This window comes from Actinomycetospora sp. NBC_00405, from assembly GCF_036044095.1.
In the GTDB taxonomy this organism is placed as follows: Bacteria; Actinomycetota; Actinomycetes; order Mycobacteriales; family Pseudonocardiaceae; genus Actinomycetospora; species Actinomycetospora callitridis.
Map to the genome: position 1 here is coordinate 3,081,409 of NZ_CP107938.1, position 19,071 is coordinate 3,100,479.

The 19,071-nt window shown below is 74.8% G+C and carries 19 protein-coding genes; 7 read left to right on the forward strand and 12 right to left on the reverse strand.

What is annotated here, in order from left to right; all coding sequences use genetic code 11:
- Positions 1 to 82: 82 nt before the first annotated feature.
- Positions 83 to 1,858 carry an RICIN domain-containing protein gene (locus tag OG774_RS15130; protein ID WP_328301832.1) on the forward strand — a complete coding sequence of 592 codons (1,776 nt, stop codon included), beginning with the start codon at positions 83 to 85 and terminating at the stop codon, positions 1,856 to 1,858.
- A 62-nt stretch (positions 1,859 to 1,920) separates the two neighbouring features.
- Here the strand turns inward: OG774_RS15130 and OG774_RS15135 are convergent, their stop codons facing one another.
- Together OG774_RS15135 and OG774_RS15140 are read right to left on the reverse strand one after the other, a co-directional pair.
- Positions 1,921 to 2,307, reverse strand: a complete 387-nt coding sequence (locus OG774_RS15135; protein WP_274192625.1) for a cold-shock protein — start codon at positions 2,305 to 2,307, stop codon at positions 1,921 to 1,923.
- Positions 2,308 to 2,462: 155 nt separating this feature from the next.
- Positions 2,463 to 4,112 carry an AMP-binding protein gene (locus OG774_RS15140; protein ID WP_328301835.1) on the reverse strand — a complete coding sequence of 550 codons (1,650 nt, stop codon included), beginning with the start codon at positions 4,110 to 4,112 and terminating at the stop codon, positions 2,463 to 2,465.
- 178 nt (positions 4,113 to 4,290) lie between these two features.
- On the opposite strand from OG774_RS15140, the gene OG774_RS15145 reads away from it, so the two are divergent.
- The gene (locus tag OG774_RS15145) at positions 4,291 to 4,959 is read left to right on the forward strand and encodes a maleylpyruvate isomerase family mycothiol-dependent enzyme (RefSeq protein WP_328301837.1); all 669 of its coding nucleotides are present in this window, start codon (positions 4,291 to 4,293) and stop codon (positions 4,957 to 4,959) included.
- A gap of 3 nt (positions 4,960 to 4,962) precedes the next feature.
- On the opposite strand, the gene OG774_RS15150 is transcribed toward OG774_RS15145, so the two are convergent.
- Positions 4,963 to 6,207 (reverse strand): amidohydrolase family protein, encoded by a 1,245-nt coding sequence (locus tag OG774_RS15150; protein WP_328301839.1) that lies wholly within the window; start codon positions 6,205 to 6,207, stop codon positions 4,963 to 4,965.
- 79 nt (positions 6,208 to 6,286) lie between these two features.
- Between OG774_RS15150 and OG774_RS15155 the strand changes: the two genes are divergently transcribed.
- Positions 6,287 to 7,477: a phosphorylase family protein gene (locus OG774_RS15155; RefSeq protein WP_328301841.1), complete on the forward strand. Its 1,191-nt coding sequence runs from the start codon at positions 6,287 to 6,289 to the stop codon at positions 7,475 to 7,477.
- A 72-nt stretch (positions 7,478 to 7,549) separates the two neighbouring features.
- On the opposite strand, the gene OG774_RS15160 is transcribed toward OG774_RS15155, so the two are convergent.
- The 5 genes from OG774_RS15160 to OG774_RS15180 all read right to left on the reverse strand — a co-directional run bounded on the left by OG774_RS15160 (position 7,550) and on the right by OG774_RS15180 (position 11,409).
- The gene (locus OG774_RS15160) at positions 7,550 to 8,125 is read right to left on the reverse strand and encodes a hemerythrin domain-containing protein (protein ID WP_328301843.1); all 576 of its coding nucleotides are present in this window, start codon (positions 8,123 to 8,125) and stop codon (positions 7,550 to 7,552) included.
- 80 nt (positions 8,126 to 8,205) lie between these two features.
- Positions 8,206 to 9,393 (reverse strand): sulfate/molybdate ABC transporter ATP-binding protein, encoded by a 1,188-nt coding sequence (locus OG774_RS15165; RefSeq protein ID WP_328301845.1) that lies wholly within the window; start codon positions 9,391 to 9,393, stop codon positions 8,206 to 8,208.
- On the reverse strand, positions 9,390 to 10,163 hold the full coding sequence (locus OG774_RS15170; protein WP_328310963.1) for an ABC transporter permease: 774 nt from the start codon (positions 10,161 to 10,163) through the stop codon (positions 9,390 to 9,392). The genes OG774_RS15165 and OG774_RS15170 overlap by 4 nt, the downstream gene beginning before the upstream one ends.
- Before the next feature lie 62 nt (positions 10,164 to 10,225).
- Entirely contained in the window at positions 10,226 to 11,008 is a 783-nt protein-coding gene (gene modA, locus OG774_RS15175) for a molybdate ABC transporter substrate-binding protein (protein WP_328301847.1), read from the reverse strand.
- Entirely contained in the window at positions 11,005 to 11,409 is a 405-nt protein-coding gene (locus OG774_RS15180; protein WP_328301849.1) for a TOBE domain-containing protein, read from the reverse strand. Before OG774_RS15180 ends, modA begins: the two co-directional genes overlap by 4 nt.
- A 138-nt stretch (positions 11,410 to 11,547) precedes the next feature.
- Between OG774_RS15180 and OG774_RS15185 the strand changes: the two genes are divergently transcribed.
- The gene (locus OG774_RS15185) at positions 11,548 to 12,750 is read left to right on the forward strand and encodes an acyl-CoA dehydrogenase family protein (protein WP_328301851.1); all 1,203 of its coding nucleotides are present in this window, start codon (positions 11,548 to 11,550) and stop codon (positions 12,748 to 12,750) included.
- A gap of 47 nt (positions 12,751 to 12,797) precedes the next feature.
- Here the strand turns inward: OG774_RS15185 and OG774_RS15190 are convergent, their stop codons facing one another.
- A complete protein-coding gene (locus OG774_RS15190) occupies positions 12,798 to 13,511 on the reverse strand; it encodes a helix-turn-helix transcriptional regulator (RefSeq protein ID WP_328301853.1) in 714 nt (237 codons plus the stop codon).
- Positions 13,512 to 13,715: 204 nt separating this feature from the next.
- Between OG774_RS15190 and OG774_RS15195 the strand changes: the two genes are divergently transcribed.
- Complete coding sequence (locus OG774_RS15195) at positions 13,716 to 14,921, forward strand: hypothetical protein (RefSeq protein ID WP_328301855.1); 1,206 nt, start codon at positions 13,716 to 13,718, stop codon at positions 14,919 to 14,921.
- Entirely contained in the window at positions 14,905 to 15,927 is a 1,023-nt protein-coding gene (locus OG774_RS15200; RefSeq protein WP_328301857.1) for a hypothetical protein, read from the forward strand. The genes OG774_RS15195 and OG774_RS15200 overlap by 17 nt, the downstream gene beginning before the upstream one ends.
- An 82-nt stretch (positions 15,928 to 16,009) precedes the next feature.
- Here OG774_RS15200 and OG774_RS15205 read toward each other — a convergent pair whose 3' ends face one another.
- From OG774_RS15205 to OG774_RS15215, 3 genes are all read right to left on the reverse strand, one after another.
- A complete protein-coding gene (locus OG774_RS15205; protein WP_328301859.1) occupies positions 16,010 to 16,486 on the reverse strand; it encodes a hypothetical protein in 477 nt (158 codons plus the stop codon).
- On the reverse strand, positions 16,483 to 17,538 hold the full coding sequence (locus OG774_RS15210) for an efflux RND transporter periplasmic adaptor subunit (RefSeq protein WP_328301861.1): 1,056 nt from the start codon (positions 17,536 to 17,538) through the stop codon (positions 16,483 to 16,485). The genes OG774_RS15205 and OG774_RS15210 overlap by 4 nt, the downstream gene beginning before the upstream one ends.
- A 78-nt stretch (positions 17,539 to 17,616) precedes the next feature.
- A complete protein-coding gene (locus tag OG774_RS15215; protein WP_328301863.1) occupies positions 17,617 to 18,237 on the reverse strand; it encodes an NAD(P)-dependent oxidoreductase in 621 nt (206 codons plus the stop codon).
- 45 nt (positions 18,238 to 18,282) lie between these two features.
- On the opposite strand from OG774_RS15215, the gene OG774_RS15220 reads away from it, so the two are divergent.
- Positions 18,283 to 18,897, forward strand: a complete 615-nt coding sequence (locus tag OG774_RS15220; protein WP_328301865.1) for a TetR/AcrR family transcriptional regulator — start codon at positions 18,283 to 18,285, stop codon at positions 18,895 to 18,897.
- The last annotated feature ends 174 nt before the right edge of the window (positions 18,898 to 19,071 follow it).

Genomic DNA, 19,071 nt, shown 5'->3' on the forward strand with positions numbered 1-19,071 from the left:
CATGTCACCCATACGGCCCTTCCCGTGACAGTTCTGTTACTGAACGCTGTCGCGACTGCCGGAGCCTTGGGGGGACCGACTGGTGACGACACCGACCACTCCTTCGTCCGTCCACGGCCGGCGTCACGCGCGGCGCTCGCTCGCCGCGTCCGCCGTGCTCGGCGCCGTCCTCGCGGTCGTCTCCGTCGTGGTGGCACCGACGGCGGTGGCCGACACCGTCCTCGGCCAGTTCCGGAACGCCGCCGACCGGTGTCTCGAGAACCCGAACAGCGCGACGGCGCCGGGCAGCCGCATCACGGTGAACACCTGCGGCCCCACCACGGCGGCGGCCCAGCAGTTCAGCCGCTGGTCGGACGGGTCGATCCGGACCCCGGCGGGCCTGTGCCTGGACACCGCGGGCGGCGGGTCCGGCAACAACACGGCCGTCGTCCTCGCGGCCTGCCGCACCGAGGCGACGTCGCAGCGGTGGTCGGTCCGGACCGACGGGACGATCCTCAACCAGAAGGCGAACCGGTGCCTCGCCCCGCAGCGCAACGGCGCCACGCCCGGCACCGCGGTGGTCATCACCGGGTGCTCGACGGCGACGGCGCAGCGCTGGACCGTCCCGGCCGTCTCCACCCCCACGACCACCACCACCCCGACCACCACGACGACCACGCCGCCGACCACCACGACCACGACACCACCGACGACGACCACCACGACCCCGCCGACCACGACCACCCCGCCCCCGACCGGCGGGCGTGACCCGCTGCGCCAGCCGTTCGCGTCGACCTCGATCTGGAACATGCCGATCGGCAGCGACGCCGTGTACGTGCCTGCGAACCTGCCCGCGCTGCCCGGCGGCTCCACGGGCGCGCGGGTCCCCCAGATCGACGACGAGCCGATCGTGCTCACCCCGACCGCCCCGCTGACCCCGATCCGGGCGAGCTCCGGCGGGTGGGGCGGGGACCGGTGCAAGCTCCAGCAGACCACCCTCGCCACCGTGCCGATCCCGGCGAGCTATGTGCTGCCGAGCAACAACAAGAACGAGAGCGCGTCGTTCCTCGCCGCCGACGGCCGGACGGTGGTGTCGACCCAGCCGCTGGCGCGCTGCGTCGCCGGCGGGCCCGCCTCGAGCTACGTGCGGTACCCCGACCAGGACATCTACGGCCCCGGCATCCAGGGCTCCCACGGTGGCTCGGGCATGAGCGGGCTCGGCGGCTCGATCCGCGTCGGCGAACTGCGCCCCGGCACCACCGAGGGCCCCCGGCACACCCTGAAGATCAACCTGTACGCCCGCGCCGAGCTGGCCCAGTGCGCGACGCGCGCCGAGTGCTTCCGCTGGCCCGCGGTGAAGTCCGACAGCTACGCGGTCGGCTGGTACGGCTCGGTCGGCGGCAACACCAACACCGCGATGCGCATGGGCTCGCTGCTCGCCATCCCGCCGACCGTGGACATCGCGTCGCTGGGCCTGACCACCGAGCCCGGGCGCCAGATCGCCTGGACGCTGCAGAACTACGGCGCCTACGTCGTCGACGACACCTACGGCCCGTCCTTCGCGCTCAACGCGGAGAACGGCCCGGGCGGGAACACCCGCACGCAGTTCCGCAGCGACTACGGCATGGACTTCGAGGTCTACGCCAGCTCCGCGAACGCGTGGAGCCGCGACATCCAGCGCCTCCGCCAGGCCCTCGCCGCCGTCGACAACAACTCCCCCACCAGCGTCGGCGGAGGAGGCACACCGCGCCAGCCGCTGCTGCCCGAGCTGGTGGTGCCGGGCGCGGCCGCGGCGCCGACCTCGGCGACACCTCCGGCGACCACCGAGACCAGCGCCCCGATCCCGGCCACGTCGACCCCGGCGGTCCCGGCGAACTGAGGGGCCTCCGGCCCACGTGAGTGTTCCGGGTCGCCAGGACGACCCGGAACACTCACGTGGCGTCAGCCCTCGAGCTCCCGGGCCACCGCGCGCACGACCTCGGCCAGCTGCTTGGTGTGCCGGCGGTCCGGGTAGCGGCCGCGGCGCAGGTCGGGCTGGACCCGGGCCTCCAGAACCTTGATCATGTCGTCGATGAGGCCGTGGAGCTCGTCGGGCGAGCGGCGGGCGGCCTCGGCCACCGAGGGCAAGGGGTCGACGAGGCGGACCTGCAGCGCCTGCGGCCCGCGCCGGCCCTCGGCGATGCCGAACTCGACGCGCTGCCCGGACTTGAGCGCCTCCACCTCACGCGGGAGCGCCCCCTTGGGCACGTAGACGTCGGCCCCACCCTCCTGGGTGAGGAAGCCGAAGCCCTTCTCGGCGTCGTACCACTTGACCTTGCCGGTCGGCACCGTCGTCTCCCGTTCTCTGCGCTGAGCCTGCTCACGACGAAGAAGCGCCCCGGCGACCGCCGGAGCGCTGACGTCCAGCTTATCCCCGCCCGGGTACCGCGATTCGGCTGAGCGGGCGCCGCCCGGGCGGAGCGAGCAGGTGGACGCGGGCCGCCTCAGGCCGTCGCGGTGTTCGCGAGGCCGAGGAGCTCGACGGACTCGGCGCGCATCTCGACCTTGCGGACCTTGCCCGTGACCGTCATCGGGAACTCCTCGACGACACGGACGTAGCGCGGGATCTTGTAGTGGGCGAGGCGGCCCGAGGAGAACTCCCGGATCGACTCGGCGGTGAGGGGCTCGGTGTTCGGCTTCTGGCGCACCCACGCCATGAGCTCCTCGCCGTAGCGCTCGTCGGGCACCCCGATGACCTGCGCGTCGATGATGTCCGGGTGCGTGTAGAGGAACTCCTCGATCTCGCGCGGGTAGATGTTCTCCCCACCGCGGATGACCATGTCCTTGATCCGGCCGGTGATGTTGATGTAGCCCTCGTCGTCCATGACGCCGAGGTCGCCGGTGTGCATCCAGCGGGCGCGGTCGATCACCTCGGCGGTCTTCTCGGGCTGCTCCCAGTAGCCGAGCATCACCGAGTACCCGCGGGTGCACAGCTCGCCGGGCTCGCCGCGGGGCACGGTGCGCCCGGTCTCCGGGTCGACGATCTTCGACTCGAGGTGGGGCATGGTGCGCCCGACCGTCGACACCCGGCGGTCCAGCGAGTCGTCGGTGCGGGTCTGGGTCGAGACGGGGCTGGTCTCGGTCATCCCGTAGGAGATCGCGACCTCGCTCATGCCCATCCGCTCGACGACCTGCTTCATCACCTCGATGGGGCACGGCGAGCCGGCCATGATCCCGGTGCGCAGGCTGGTCAGGTCGTAGGACTCGAAGTCGTCCAGGCCCAGCTCGGCGATGAACATCGTCGGCACGCCGTAGAGCGAGGTGCAGCGCTCCTGCGCGACCGCCTCGAGCGTGAGCGTGGGGTCGAACCCGGGCGCCGGGATGACCATCGTCGCGCCGGAGCTGGTGCAGGCGAGGTTGCCCATGACCATGCCGAAGCAGTGGTAGAAGGGCACCGGGATGCACACGCGGTCGGCGTCGGAGTAGCCGATGAGCTGCCCGACGAAGAAGCCGTTGTTGAGGATGTTGTGGTGCGAGAGCGTCGCGCCCTTGGGGAAGCCCGTCGTCCCGGACGTGTACTGGATGTTGATCGGGTCGTCCGGGGTGAGCTCCGCCTGGACCGCGCGCACGCGGGCGACGTCCCCGGAGCGGTCGAACAGACCCGTCCACTCGTCGGAGTCGATGATCACGACACGCTGCAGGGCCGGACGGTCGCCGCGGACCTCCTCGATCATCGCCGCGTAGTCCGAGCTCTTGAAGCTGCGCGCGGCCACCAGCAGCGACACCCCGGCCTGGTCGAGCACGAACGCCAGCTCGTGGGTGCGGTACGCCGGGTTGATGTTGACCAGGATCGCGCCGATCTTGGCGGTGGCGTACTGCAGCAGCGTCCACGGCGAGCAGTTCGGCGCCCAGATGCCCACGCGGTCGCCGACGGCCACCCCGAGCTCGAGCAGGCCCAGCGCCAGCGCGTCGACCTCCGCGACGAACTCCGTCCACGTGTAGCGCTCGCCGCGGGTGCGGTCGACCAGGGCCTCGGCGTCCGGGCGGGCGCCCGCCGTGCGGTCGAGGTTGTCGCCGATCGTGTCCCCGAGCAGGGGGATGTCGGAGATCCCCGACGTGTAGCTGGGCACGAGGGGCTGGGCGGGCGCCGTCACGTCGACCTCCGGGAGCGAACGTTGTGGTGCCGACCACGATGTCACGCGGCCCGACTCCTCGTCACCGGCTGATCGTCCCGCGCTCGATGTCGCCGCACGGGTTCGCGGGGCAGCGATGAGTTCCCGCCCCGGCGACCGTCCACCTCCCGAGTGACCCCGACCCGAGAGGCAGGCCCCCATGCGAGCCGCCCAGCGCCGCTACATCGACGAGTTCCTGCCCCACGTGGCGGCGGAGCGCCGCGACCTCGCCGACCAGCTCGAGACCCTCGACGACGCCGCCTGGGCGACCCCGTCGCTCTGCGGGAGGTGGACCGCGCACGACGTCCTCGCGCACCTGACCTTCTCGGTGGAGGAGAAGACGCTGCCCCTGCTCGTCGAGGTCGTCCGGGCCCGCGGCGACATGAACGCGGTGTTCGACCGGGAGGCCCGCGAGCGCGCCGCCGCCATGAGCCCCGCGGCGCTCCTCGAGCGGCTGCGCGCCACGGCCGACGTCCCGCACCGGCTGGGGCTCAGCGGACCCACCGACCCGCTGGACGACGTCCTGGTCCACGCCCAGGACATCACCCGGCCCCTCGGCCTCGTGCGGCCGATGCCCGTCGAGCGGGTGCTGCTCGTGATCGACGCCTGCTGGGGCAGCCCGGTCTGGGGCACGAAGAAGCGGTTCGCGGGCGTCCGGGCCGTCGCGACCGACGCCGACTGGGCGCGGGGCGAGGGCCCCGAGGTGCGGGGGCCGATCGGCGAGCTGCTGCTCGTCGCCACCGGCCGCCCGGTGGGGCTGGACGCGCTCTCGGGTCCCGGTGCCGCCGAGGTCGCCCGGCGGACAGCGCCGAGCCCGCAGCGCTCGTAGCCCTCAGCGGTACATCCGCGTGGTGTGCTCGGTGGTCGCGACGACACGGCCCCGCCTGACCACGGCCCGGCGGTGCGCGCGGTCGAGCAGGGCGTCGGTGGCGGTGGGTGCGGCCAGCAGGACGAGGTCGGCGACGGCGCCGACGTGCAGGCCGTACTCGTCCCCGATCCCGAGGATCCGCGCGGCGTCGTCGGTCGCCATGCGGATCAGCCTCGCCAGGTCGTCCGGGCCGCCCAGGTGCGCGGTCTGGGCGAGGAACAGCGCGATCTCGAGGACGTCGGCGTTGCCGAACGGGGTGAAGCCGTTGCGGATGTTGTTCGACGACAGGCCGGTGCGCACGCCGGCGTCGAGCAGGTCGCGCACGGGGGCGATCCCCCGGCGCACGTTCGCGTCGTCGGAGCGCCCGCCCAGGTGCACGTCGGTGGCGGGGAGCACCACGACGGCGACGCCGGCGTCGGCGAGGTCGGCGACGGTGCGCTTCCGCGCGTCGGCGCCCAGGCTCGCCAGCGACGTCATGTGCCCGACGGTCACCCGGCCCGCCATGCCGTGGGCGCGGGTGCGGTCGGCGATGGCCGCGGCGAGGGCGTAGCGGGGGTCGGAGGTGTCGTCGGCGAAGTCGGCGTGCAGGTCGACGGGCACCCCGAACCGCTCGGCCAGCGCGAACACGCGGTCCACGTGCTCGCGACACTCCTCGGGCGTCGCCTCCATGTAGCTGCAGCCGCCGACGACGTCGGCACCGGCGCGCAGGCCCTCGACGAGCAGGTCCTCGGTGCCCGGGCTCTGGAGGATGCCCTCCTGCGGGAACGCGACGACCTGCAGGTCGACGAGGTCGGCGTGGGACTCCCGGAGCCCGAGCAGCACCTCGAGACCGAGCAGCCCGACGACCGGGTCGACGTCGGCGTGCGCCCGGATCGCGGTCGTGCCGTGGACGACGGCCTGCTCCAGGACCTGGGCGGCCCGCGCGCGGACCCCCTCGGTGGTGAACCCGCGCTTGAGCTCCCGGGTGACCTCGACCGCCCCGGCGAGCGTGCCGTCGACGTTCGGCCTCCGGGCGTCGAGCAGCGCCTTGTCGAGGTGCAGGTGCGGCTCGATCAGCCCGGGGATCACCGCGTCCCCGGCGCAGTCGACGGTCTCCCGGGCGTCGTGATCAGCGGCTCCGATCGCCACGATCCGCCCGTCCTCGACGGCGATGTCGACCGGCGCGTCTCGGCCGGTCATCCGCGCGTTGCGCAGCAGCAGGTCCGTCATCCGCACGCTCCTCGGCTCGTCCGGCGCCGGGGCGGCGACGTCGCGCGGGGATGCCCCCGCGTGCTGGGACGATGCGGGCATGTCCGGACCCCAACCCGTGACGGTCGACGGCGCCGTGCTGAGCGCCGACGACGTCGAGAAGGCCACCGAGACCCTCGTCGCCACGCTCGCCGACGCCGACGAGGCGGGGTGGTACGGCGCGCTCGAGGTCGAGCGGCCGTGGTCGTCGCACAACCCGCGCCTCGACGGCGAGTTCGCCCGCGCGGGCGCCATCCACCGCTACCTGTGCCGCGAGCTCGCGTCCCTGCTCGCCCTCGGGGCGCGGATCACCGCGCGGGCGTCGCGCCCGCAGCCGCCGTTCGACGACCCCGCGTTCTTCGCCGCGCTCGACGAGGACCGCGTCGACATCCGGGCCAAGAAGCTCTTCCTCTTCTCCCCCGAGCGCATGGCGCTCTCGGTGGACCGGATCGGGCACTACACCGGCACCCCGGCCGCGGCCTTCCAGCGCCACGTGCTCTTCACCAACTACGCGATGCACGTGGAGGCGTTCCTCGAGCGCTTCCCCGACGCGGACCGGCCGGCGCGCGACGGGATGCAGATGCCCGCCTACCACCACCGCACCGAGGCCGGCGACGGCGTGAGCCTCGTGAACATCGGGGTCGGGCCGGCCAACGCGAAGACGGCGACCGACCACATCGCGGTGCTCCGACCCGACACGATGATCATGATCGGGCACTGCGGGGGGCTGCGGAACCACCAGCAGAAGGGCGACTTCGTGCTGGCCACCGGCTACCAGCGCGCCGACCACGTCCTCGACGAGGTGCTGCCCCTCGACGTGCCCGTGGTCCCGAACCACCGGCTCAACACGTTCCTGCTCGACGCGCTGGCCGCCGCGGGCCGGCCCTACCGCCTCGGCATCGTGCACACCACCGACAACCGCGACTGGGAGTTCAACCAGCAGGCGGCGCTGCGCGCGATGCGCCTGAGCCGCAGCGTCGCCGTCGACATGGAGTCGGCGACGATCGCGACCAACGGCTTCCGCTACCGCGTCCCCCACGCCACCCTGCTGTGCGTCTCGGACAAGCCCCTCCACGGGTCGCCGAAGCTCGCCGCCGGCGCGCAGGAGTTCTACGAGGCCTCCAAGCGCCACCACCTCGACCTCGCGCTGACGGCCCTCGAGTCGGTGCGGCGCGAGCACCCCGAGGGCCTGCCCGGCCAGGAGATCCGCGCCGTCGACGAGCCCCTCTTCGGCGGCCCGCCGGACCTGTGAGGGGCCTGCGGCCCACGTGAGTGAGTTGGGTCGTCATGACGACCCAACTCACTCACGTGCGACGGAGTCGCCTCAGCGCTCGTCCGGGGTGGCGTGCCAGATCACCCAGGGCACCACGAACGTGAGCGTGGCGAGCCCGAGCGTGCCGCGGAACCACTCCTGGAGCCGGGCGTAGTCCTCCACCCGGACCCGGTCGACGATGATCGGGAAGACGTCGCGCTCCTCGTCGGCCACGTGGCGCACGAGGAGGTCCGCCACCTCCCGCAGGACCGCGGCGAGCTCCGGGGTCGCCGCCTCGGCGGTCGCGAGCACCCCGGCCCGGTCGAGCAGGGGGTCGAGCCGCTCGTGGTCCTCGGTGAGCGCGACCAGCGCGGTGCGCTCGCCGGCGATCTCCTCGAGCAGGGGCCAGACGTCGTCATCCTCCACCCGGTGGTGGTTGACGATCTCGGAGGTGACCCCGCGCAGGTAGCGGCGCAGCAGCCGGAGGCGCCGTCCATCCGGGGCCCGGACCAGCTCCTCGGCCACGGACGCCAGGCGGGTCATGTCCATGGTCATGGCGCGGTGCACGACGCGGTAGTCGGTCAGGTCGGGCGCTTGCTCCCCCGGCGTCCGGCTCACGAGGGCGTTCGGGGTGGTCGTGGCGGCCATGGCACGTCTCCATCGCGTCGAGGGCATTTCCGATGGAGCCACACTAACTCGAATTTAGTTCTGGTCAAACCAAATGACTCTCAGCGACCGGACGGATGCACCGCCACCTCGGTGGCCTTCACCGCGAACCACAGCTCGTCGCCGGGCCCGACGCCCAGCTCGGCGACGGCGGCCGGGGTGACGTCGGCGGCCAGCCCGTCGCCCCACGCCGGGCCGCGCCCCGAGGCGCCGGCGCGCAGCCGGACGACCTCGCCCTGCGGCTCCATGGCCGCGAGCCGCACCGGCACGACGTTGCGCGGGCTGCCCGTGGGGCGCTCGCGGTGCACGGCCACCGAGCGCGGCGCGAACACCGCGACGGCCGGCTCGCCGTCGTCGAGGGGCTCCGAGGCCGCCCCGGAGACCAGGGTCCCGTCGGGGGTGTGGAGCCCGTCGGCGCAGGCGGTCCCCGTGACGAGGTCGAGGCCGGCGATGCGGGCCGCGAACCCCGAGCGCGGGCGGGCGAGCACCTCCGCGGTCGGGCCCTGCTCGACGACCCCGCCGTCGGCAAGCACGACGAGCCGGTCGGCGAGGACGACGGCGTCGAGGACGTCGTGGGTGACGACGAGGACGGTCTGGCCTCCCACGACGCTGTCGCGCACGACGCGGCGCAGCACGGCCCGGACGGCGGGCGCCGCGTCGACGTCGAGGGCGGCGAAGGGCTCGTCGAGCAGCAGCAGGTCCGGCTCGACGGCCAGGGCGCGGGCGATCGCCACCCGCTGGGCCTGCCCGCCCGAGAGCTCCGACGGGCGGCGGTCGGCGAGCTCGGCGACGCCCATCTCGGCGAGCCAGCGGTCGGCGACCGCCCCCGCGGCCCGTCGACCCTGCCCCGCGCAGCGCGGCCCGAAGGCGACGTTCTCGCGCGCGGACAGGTGCGGGAAGAGCAGCGCCTGCTGGCTGAGCAGCCCGACCCGTCGACGGTGGACGGGCACGGTGACGCCGGCCGCGGTGTCGGTGAGGATCCGGTCGGCCAGGGTCACCGTCGCCGATTCGGGGTCGAACAGGCCGGCCAGCGTCCCGAGCAGCGTCGACTTGCCCGACCCGTTCGGCCCGAGCACCGCGACGACCTCGCCGTGGGCCACCTCGACGGCGACGTCGAGGGTGAAGCCGCCGCGGCGGGTGGTGACGCGGGCGGCGAGGCCCGCGGTGTGCGCGCGAAGGGCACCGTCAACCGCTCTATCCGGCTCACGGTGCCCTTCGCGCGACTCCGGCCCGGCTCCCGCGGCGCTCACCGGACCCCGCTCGCGTCGCGGGTCCGGGTGGCGACGATGACGACGACGGCCACCACGACGAGCAGCAGGGAGAGCGCCACGGCGGAGTCGAGGTCGTCCTGGGAGTCCAGGTAGATCAGCAGCGGGAGGGTGCGGGTGGTGCCCTGCAGGCTGCCGGCGAAGGCGACGGTCGCGCCGAACTCCCCGAGCGCGCGGGCGAAGGCCAGCACGGCGCCCGAGACCAGGCCGGGCAGGACGACGGGGATGGTGACGCGGCGCAGGGCGGTCATCGGCGAGGCTCCGAGGGTCGCGGCCACCGCCTCGTAGCGGTCGCCCGCGGTGCGCAGCGCGCCCTCGAGGCTGACCACGAGGAACGGCATGGCCACGAAGGTCTGGGCGATCACCACGGCCGCGGTGGAGAACGGCACGGTGACCCCGAACCAGGCGTCGAGCAGCTGTCCGACCGGCCCGGTGCGCCCGAGCAGGAACAGCAGCGTCAGGCCGCCGACCACCGGCGGGAGGACGAGCGGCAGCAGGACGATCGAGCGGAAGACGGGCAGTCCGGGCAGGTCCGAGCGCGCGAGCACGAGCGCGAGCGGCGTCCCGAAGAGCAGACACAGCGCCGTCGAGATCAGCCCCGTTTGCAGCGAGAGCCGCAGGGCGTCGAGGGCGGCGTCGCTGGTGATCAGCGTGAGGAAGTTCGGCCAGTCGGCCCGCAGCACCAGCCCCGCGACCGGGACCGCGATCAGCCCGAACCCGACGACCGCGGGCACCCACACCGGCCACGGCAGGGTGTGCCCCGCCGAGCCGGTGCGGCTGCTGCGGGCGCGCGGCGACAAGGGGGCGGCGCGCGTCACTTCAGCTGGAATCCCGCCCGGGTCAGCGCGGCGTCACCCTGGGGTCCGGTGACGAACCGGATCCAGCTGTCGGCGAGGTCGGGGTTCTGGCTGCCGGTGACCGCGCCGATGAGGTAGCTCTGCGCCGCACCCTGGGCGGTGGCCTGCGGGAAGTCGATCCCCTGCACCTGCCCGTCCGCCGACCTGACGTCGGTGACGTAGACGAGGCCCGCGTCGACGTTGCCGGTGGTGACGCGCTGGAGCACGGAGCGGACGTCCTGCTCCTCGCTGACCGGGTCGAGGGTGACGCCCGCGGCGCGCTCGGCGGCCTCGGTGGCGGCGCCGCACGGCACGGCCGGGGCGCAGACCGACTCGGTGGCCTGCGGGCCGACGAGGGACGGCAGGCCGGTGACCTGCTTCGGGTTGCCGGGCTGGACCGCGATCTGGAGCTGGTTCGTCGCGTAGGTGACCGGCTGGCCCTGGATGCGCCCGGCCTGCTGCACGGTCTGCATCGTGCGGGTGCTCGCGGTGGCCAGGACGTCGGCGGGCGCGCCCTGCACGATCTGCTGGGCCAGCGTGTCCGAGCCGCCGAAGTTGAGGCGGACCTCCGTGCCCGGATCGGCCTGCTCGAACTGCGTCTTCAACTGGCCGTAGACGTCGGTGAGCGACGCCGCGGCCGAGACGGTGAGCGTGCGTGCCCGGGGCGCCTGCTGCTCGCCGCCGGAGCCCCCGCACGCCGCGACCCCGAGGGCGACGGCGGCGGCCAGGGCCGCGAGGACGAGTCGTGGGGCGCGGGTCACGCCATGCCTCCGGGTGTCTCGACGATGATGTGGGTGGCCTTCACGACCGAGACCGCCAGCGAGCCGACCTCGAGCCCGAGCTCCTCGACCGCCTCGGTGCTCATCAGCGACACCACCCGGTGCGGCCCGCACTGCATCTCCACCTGCGACATGACCTTGTCGCTGACGATCGCGGTGACGAGGCCGACGAAGCGGTTGCGGGCCGAGCGCCCGACGCCCGAGGGGTCCGGGACGCTGTGCGCCTGGGCCCGGGCGAACGCGGCGAGGTCCGCCCCGGCGATGACCTTGCGCCCGCTCGCGTCCATCGAGACGGGCAGGGCGCCCCCGTCGGTCCACCGGCGGACGGTGTCATCGCTGACGCCCAGCAGGCGGGCGGCCTCGGCGATCCGGAAGTGCGTCACGAGCGGGCAGTCTAGAGCCGCCGATGCGCCTGTACAGCCCCGGACCTCGCCGCAGGTCCGGTGCCACGCCTGCGACGGCCCCGGCGACGGGCGTCACTGCCCTCGCGCGCAGGCCGAGAGCGGTGGGATGGTGCGGGGGTGGACTTCGCACCCAGTGCCGCGGCGCAGGACTACACCGACCGCATGCGGGCCTTCCTCGACGAGGCCGTGCTGCCCGCCGAGAAGGTCTACGAGGAGTGGCGGGAGGAGCGGCGCGGGACGACCGCCGAGCACGAGCTGCCGCCGATCGTCGAGGACCTCAAGGCCGAGGCCCGCCACCGGGGCCTGTGGAACCTCTTCCTGCCCGACGTCTCGGGCCTGTCCAACCTCGAGTACGCGCCGGTCGCCGAGGTGTCGGGCTGGTCGCCGGTCATCGCCCCCGAGGCGATCAACTGTCAGGCGCCGGACACCGGCAACATGGAGACCCTGCACCTGTTCGGCACCCCCGAGCAGAAGCAGGACTGGCTCGAGCCCCTGCTCGCCGGCGAGATCCGCTCCGCGTTCGCGATGACGGAGCCCGCGGTCGCCTCCTCGGACGCCACCAACATCACCACCTCGATCCGCCGCGAGGGCGACGAGTACGTCATCACCGGCAAGAAGTGGTGGATCTCCGGCGCCTCCGACCCGCGCTGCCAGATCTTCATCGTCATGGGCAAGACCGACGTCGACGCCCCGACGCACCGCCAGCAGTCGATGGTGCTCGTCCCGCGCGACACCCCGGGGCTGACGATCAGCCGCGCCCTGCCGGTGTTCGGCTACCAGGACCAGCACGGGCACTGCGAGATCGAGCTCAACGAGGTCCGCGTCCCGGTGGCGAACCTCCTCGGCGAGGAGGGCGGCGGCTTCGCCATCGCCCAGGCCCGCCTCGGTCCCGGCCGCATCCACCACTGCATGCGCCTCATCGGCATGGCCGAGCGCGCGGTGGACGCCATGGTCCGGCGGGCCAACGAGCGCGTCGCGTTCGGCAAGCCGCTCTCCGAGCAGGGCGTCGTGCGCGAGCAGATCGCCGAGAGCCGCATCGAGATCGAGCAGGCCCGCCTGCTCGTGCTCAAGGCCGCCTGGATGATCGACAACGTCGGCTCGCGCGGCGCGGCCACCGAGATCGCCGCGATCAAGGTGATCTGCCCGCGCATGGCGTGCAGCGTCATCGACCGCGCGATCCAGATCCACGGCGGCGGCGGGGTGTCCGACGACTTCCCGCTGGCGTACGCCTACTCCTGGGCGCGCGCCCTGCGCCTGGCCGACGGCCCCGACGAGGTGCACCTGCGCTCCGTCGCCCGCCAGGAGATCAAGGCGCACTGAGTACGTGAGCGATGTTCCCGGCGATGGCCGGGAACATCGCTCACGGGTCAGGCGCGGGCCGAGCGGGTCGGTGCGGGCGAGAACAGGCCGAGGCGCCAGGCGTGGCTGACCGCCTGCGCGCGGTCGCTCGCCCCGAGCTTGCGGAACAGGTGCCCCGTGTGGGACTTGACCGTGTGGTCGGAGAGGTAGAGACGCCGGCCGATGTCGGCGTTGGTCAGCCCGCGGCTGACGCCGATGAGCACCTGCACCTCGCGCACGGACAGCTCGAGGCGCTGCTGGGCCTCGAGGTCGACCACCACGTCGCGCAGGGCCCCGCTGCTCACGATCTCGCCGACGGGGGCGCCCGCGGGCCGCGGCACGAGGTCGTCCCCGGCCGCGGTCGACGCCACGCTCCGCACCAGGGTGCGGATCATCGCGCGCGGCGCGTCCCAGCGCAGGAAGCCCGCGGCCCCGTCCGCGAGGGCCTGCTGGGCGGGCGCGTCGGCGCCCGCCGACCCCGCCACGAGGACGGCCGCGCCCGGGACGTCGGCGAGGACGCGGCGCACGACCGCCAGCCCGGTCGGCTCGGTCTCGGAGATCCCGACCACCGCGAACGCCCGGGGCGTCGCGGCGAGCCTCGCGAGCAGATCGTCCGCGTCCCGGGCGGCGGCGACCGGGTCGGGAGCGGCGACGGCGCGGACGAGCAGACGCAGGCGGCGGCGGTCCTGCGGCCGCTCGTCGTGGACCACACAGGTCGCGCCGGTCCCCCCGTCCTCACCCACCCCGGTAGAGGTACCTCATCGGGACGATCTCCGACGCATCGACGCGCGGCGCGACGATCAAGGAAATGACAGGGGTGTAAGTCGCCGGATCGGGTATCACCCACATGCGTCTCCTGCGTTTCGCTTGTCGACGCTGCGTCCACCTCATTGCATAGGCGCCGACCGTCCTCCACTCGCGGGGACACCGAGGTCCGAGGAGTGCTCATGCCGGGTCGCCGTCCCATGCTCGCCGCGGTCGCGGTGGGTGCGGCCCTCGCGGCAGGCCTCATCGCCCCGTCCGCCTCCGCCCTGCCGTCGAGCGAGTCGTGGGCCGCCGAGCTCGCGGTGGACGGCGGCGACGACAGCAACGTCGTCGTCCGCGACGAGGCGGTGCGCCTGGGCGAGCTGGCTCCGCGCCGGACGTCCACCGGCGACGTGCCGGCCGAGGGCGACCTGCTCCTGGCCCCGCGCCGTCCGGCCGCCGTGACCGACCGGGTCGCGGCCGAGGTGACCGCCGACGTGCCCGCGGGCGCGCAGGTGGTCGTCGCGGTGCGCGGCATCCGGGACGACGGCACGTGGGGCGAGTGGGACGAGGCGGCGGCGGGCGATCCGGCGCAGCTCTCCGAGCTGACCTCGGAGATCCAGGTCCGGATCACGCTCGTCGCGTCCGCCGACGGCCGGAGCCCGGCCCTGCGGCGGCTCTGGCTGACCGCCGACCGCTCCCCCGTCCGCTTCGGCGTCCCGGCCCCGGCCACCGCGCTGTCCTCCCGCGTCTTCGCAACCCGTATCGGGCTCGTCGGCAACGACACCGCCAACGGCCACGAGGTCGAGCGCAACGACCGCTTCGTCGCCCTGCCCTCGCGCCGCGGCCTGAGCCCGCGCGGCGGCGGCGACTACACGGTGCGCGTCTGCGCCACTGCGACGCGCTGCACCTGGGCGCCGGTGTGGGACGTCGGCCCCTGGAACACCGTCGACGACTACTGGAACCCGCCGGAGCTCCGCCGGGCCTTCGCCGACCTGCCCCGTGGACGTCCCGCCGCCGAGGCCGCATTCGCCGACGGCTACCGCGACGGCCGCGACGGCCGGGGGCGCCGCGTGTCCAACCCCGCGGGCATCGACCTCGCCGACGGCACGTTCCGCGACGACCTCGGGCTCACCGACAACGCCTGGGTCACCGTCACCTACCTCTGGACCGGCCGCGGCCCGTCGGGCACCGCGCTCGACCGCGCCACGCGGCTCGACGTCCGGGCCGCCCCGGCCCCCGACGCCGCGGTCGTCGGCTCCGTCGCCCCGCAGGCCCGCATGTCCTACGAGTGCGCGGCGCAGGCCGCGGGCGGGCGTACCGGGGTCGGCACCCGGTGGATCCGCCTCGGCACCGCCCAGTACGTCCCGGCCGAGCTCGTGGAGGCACGCGATGTCCCGTCCTGCTGATCCCTCCCTGCGGGGCGGCGCGCTCGCCGTCGCCGCCGGGGCCCTCGGGCTCGCCGTGATCCTCGCCGTCCCCGCCGCCGCGACCACGGCGACGCCCGGCGAGAGCTGGTCCGCCGAGATCGCCCTCGAGGGCGGCGACGACCGGGGGGTCGTGCTCACCGACGGCGCCGTCCGGCTCGACGGCGTCCCGAACGGCGAGGTCGTGCTCGCGCCGCGACGCACCCTCGGGCTCGTCGACGGCATCGCCGGCGTCCCCGCGGCCGACGTCCCCCGAGGCGCCGCCGTGGTCGTCGAGGCCCGTGGTCTGCAGCGCGACGGACGGTGGGGCGACTGGGTGCGGGTGCCCCGCGAGGGCGCCGTCGACCTCGGCGACCCGACCGGCGAGATCGGGATCCGCATCCTGCTGCGCCGCGCCGACGGCGGCGAGAGCCCGGTCCTGCGCGGGCTGTGGCTCACGACCACCGCCGCGGCCCCGCCGACCAGCGTGACCACCCGGACGTCGACCGTCACCGTCTCGCCCAGCACGCGGCCGACGACCACGACCACCGAGCCGACGACCACCACCACGCGGCCGACGACCACCACCACGCGGCCGACGACCACCACCACGCGGCCGACCACGACCACCACCCGGCCGACCACGACCACCACCCGGCCGACCACGACCACCACGCGGCCGACCACGACCACCACCGCCGAGCCGACGACCACCACCACCACGCCGCCGCCGAGCACGACGACCACCACGTCGGCCACCTCGACGACCACGACCGAGCCGACCACCACCACGCCGACGAGCACCACCACGCCGACGAGCACCACCACGACGACCACGACCACCCCGCCGGTGATCCCGCCGCCGGGCCTCGTGCCTCCGGGCCTGCCGGCGCTGCCGGCCCTGCCCACGACGCTGCCGGTGCCCCTCCCCGTCGCGGCGTCGGACGCGGGCGAGACGAGCTCGTGGTGGGGCTCGGACCTGATGGGCTGGCTGGCGCGGGCGTTCTGAGCCCGGGCCCGGGTGGAGCGAGGGTCACCTCGAGTGCGTCAGGCGCAGCGAAGGACGCCCTCGCTGCCTCACCAGGCGCGCGTCAGCCCGGGACGCCGACCGTCTGGGCGGTGAGCACGCCGTCGACGTCGCGCACGCCGATCAGGCTCACGCGGGTCCCGCGGGGCAGGGCCGTGACGGGGCCCGGTCGCGGCTCCTGGTCGACGACGCGCGTGGCCGGCGAGGTCCGCACCGCGATCAGCCGTCCCTCCGGGGTGCGGACGGCGAGCAGCCCGTCCGACGTGCTCTCGAGCGTGCCCACCAGCGGCGTGCCCTCGCCCGCGGGTGGCGCGCAGGTCTCGCAGCCGACGGCGAGGTGGCGGTCGGCGATCACCCCGCCGACGCCGCCGAGGACGAAGGCCGTGAGCACCGCCAGGCCGATCACCCAGCGGCGTGGTCGGCGGCGCCGGTCCGTCGGCGGCGGGGGCAGCGGCTCCCCGCGGGGGTCGGTCTCGTAGTCCGCGGGCAGGTAGTCGTCGGGGTGGTCGGGGTGGTCCGCGTACTCGTCGCGCCCGCTCACGGCCGCGGCTCCTCGCCGTCGCGCGGGACCAGGACCCGGTCGCCGAGCCGGAGGCCCTCGCGCACCTCGATCGAGGTCGCGTCGGCGATGCCGGTGGTGACGGTGACGAGCCGGTTCGGGCCCCGGCCGTCGGGCGGGGGCGTGAGGACGGTGCCGCGGTTCGGGCCGGTGGGCCGCACCGCCGACGGCGGCACCACGAGCACGCCGACGGCCCGGCTCACGAGGATGCGGACGTCGGCCGCCTGGCCGACGCGCATCGTCTCCGGCGGGAGGGCGGTGGCGACGGTGACGCCGTAGGCGCCGTCCGGACCGGGCGCGGGCTCGACGCCCACGACCTCGCCGAAGACCGTCGGGCCGACCCCGTCGACGGCCGCGGCCGTCGCCTGACCCGGGGCGACACGGGCGACGTCGCGGGGTGCCACCGACGCGCGGACGACGAGGGCGCCGAGGTCGGCGAGGCGCACGAACGGCCGGCGGCTGGGCGCGTCGTCCGGGGTGGGCGCGCCGGCGAGCACCCGGTCGCCGACCTGCCCGGCGACGGCGGTCACCGTGCCGTCGCGCGGGGCCCGCAGGACGGTGCCGTCGAGGACGCGGGTCGCCTCGGCGAGCTCGGCCCGGTCGCGCGCGGCCGTCGTCTCGAGGCGCCCGAGCAGGACCGGGTCGGAGGGGACGGCGTTGCGGGCGGCCTGGAGGTCGCGGACGTCGGTGGCGATGGCGACCTGGGCGGCGCTGACCCGCGCGCGGGTCGGGCCGTCGTCGAGGGTGGCGAGCACGTCCCCCGCACGGACGACGGTGCCCGGGACGACGGGGATGGTCGTGACCTCGCCGCTCACCGCGAACGACACCTCGGCCTCGCCCGCGCTGCGCACGGCGCCCGGCACGCGGACCTCGGTGACGACGTCGGCCCGCACGACCGGCACCACGGACGCCGACGAGCCGGCCAGCAGTTGCGGCTGGCGCAGCAGGGTCCAGGTGCCGGCGACCCCGGCCACGAGCAGGAGCACGAGCACGATCGGCAGCAGCCAGCCCAGGCGGCGCCGACCGGTGGACATGGTCGCTGACGGTAGTGGGCGGCGACGCCCCGACCAGGGAACCGATCGCCCGGGCGTGTCAGGGCGGCCGACGAGGCGTCAGTCGGCGATCGCGACGAGGTGCCCGACGGTGTCCCGGTCGGCCGCCGCGCGCAGGATCTCCGTGGCGACGTCGGCGCGGGCGACCCGGTGCCCGCCGGCGAGGTGCCGGTCGAGGGCGCGCCGGTAGCGGTCGGTGCGGGGCCCGTCCGTGAGGCGCGGCGGGCGCACGATCGTCCAGTCCAGCCCGCTCGCGCGGACGATCTCCTCCATCCGGGTCAGGTCGGCGTAGTGGTCGCGCAGCACCCACTGCAGGACCGGCTTGACCAGCCCGCGCAGGAGTGGGCCGTCGCCCTCGCCCGGGAGCCCGGCCGCGCTCACCACGAGGAGACGACGGACCCCGGTGCGGCGCATCGCCGCGATCGCCGCGCCCACCCCGTCGCTGCACACGCTCGTCGGCCCCCGCCCCCGCGTGCCCAGCGCCGACACCACGACGTCGGCCCCGCGGACCGCGTCCTCGATCACCTCGTCCTCGTCGAACCCGGCTCGCACGACCTCCACCCCGGGCGGCACCACCGAGCCCGCACGGGCCACGGCCACCACCTCGTCGCCCTCGGCGAGGGCCTGCGCCACGACCTGCCGCCCCGTCCCTCCCGACGCCCCGAACACCACGATCCGCACGGCCCCTCCTTGGTTAGTGAGCACTCACCAACTTAGGATGACGGGGTGCCCCGGACCCGGTCAAGCACCTCGACGCGCGAGCGCATCCTCGACGCGGCGCTCGCCGTCATGCGCTCGCACGGCGTCGCCCGAGCGACGACGAAGGAGATCGCGCGGGAGGCCGGCTACTCCGAGGCCGCGCTCTACAAGCACTTCGACGACAAGACGGCGCTCTTCGTCGCCGTCCTCGTCGAGCGGGTGCCCTCGCGACTGGGCGAGGTCCTCGACGGCCTGCCCGCGCGCGTCGGCACCGGCGACCTCGAGGAGGTCCTCGCCGGGGTGGCCCGCGAGGCGCTGGCGTTCTACGGCGAGACCTTCCCCATCGCGGCCTCGGTGTTCTCCGAGCCCGCGGTGCTCACCGCCCACCGGGCCGCGCTCGACCGCCTGGGCACCGGCCCGCACGTGACCTTCGACGCGGTCGCGGACTACCTGGCGGACGAGGCGCGGGCCGGGCGGATCGACCCCACCGCCGACCCCCGGGCCGCGGCGCTGCTCCTGCTCGGCGCGTGCCAGGCCTCGGCGTTCCTGACGGCCTTCCGCGGCACCGGCCCGCTCGCGGACGCCTCCGCCGAGGCCGCGGCGCTCGCCCGCGCCGCCGTCCGGGGACTGCGGGCGCCGTAGACGTGTGGGCGCAGGCCCCGGCGGGCACTCCGTGCCCTCCGAGGCCGGTCCGGCGCCCGTGTGCGCCACTCCGTAGGGACCATTTCTCCGCGCCGCACACCGCAGTTGCGATCTTCTCGCCTCGCGGTGCCCGCATCTGCGGAGAGGGCCTCCGACCTGCGGAGACGCCGACCA

Excerpts from the sequence above, each read along its gene's own strand:
- OG774_RS15155 (WP_328301841.1), top strand. The coding sequence starts at position 6,287 with ATGTCCGGACCCCAACCCGTGACGGTCGACGGCGCCGTGCTGAGCGCC.
- OG774_RS15210 (WP_328301861.1), bottom strand. The coding sequence starts at position 17,538 with ATGTCCACCGGTCGGCGCCGCCTGGGCTGGCTGCTGCCGATCGTGCTC.
- OG774_RS15145 (WP_328301837.1), top strand. The coding sequence starts at position 4,291 with ATGCGAGCCGCCCAGCGCCGCTACATCGACGAGTTCCTGCCCCACGTG.
- OG774_RS15150 (WP_328301839.1), bottom strand. The coding sequence starts at position 6,207 with ATGACGGACCTGCTGCTGCGCAACGCGCGGATGACCGGCCGAGACGCG.
- OG774_RS15200 (WP_328301857.1), top strand. The coding sequence starts at position 14,905 with ATGTCCCGTCCTGCTGATCCCTCCCTGCGGGGCGGCGCGCTCGCCGTC.
- OG774_RS15195 (WP_328301855.1), top strand. The coding sequence starts at position 13,716 with ATGCCGGGTCGCCGTCCCATGCTCGCCGCGGTCGCGGTGGGTGCGGCC.
- OG774_RS15160 (WP_328301843.1), bottom strand. The coding sequence starts at position 8,125 with ATGGCCGCCACGACCACCCCGAACGCCCTCGTGAGCCGGACGCCGGGG.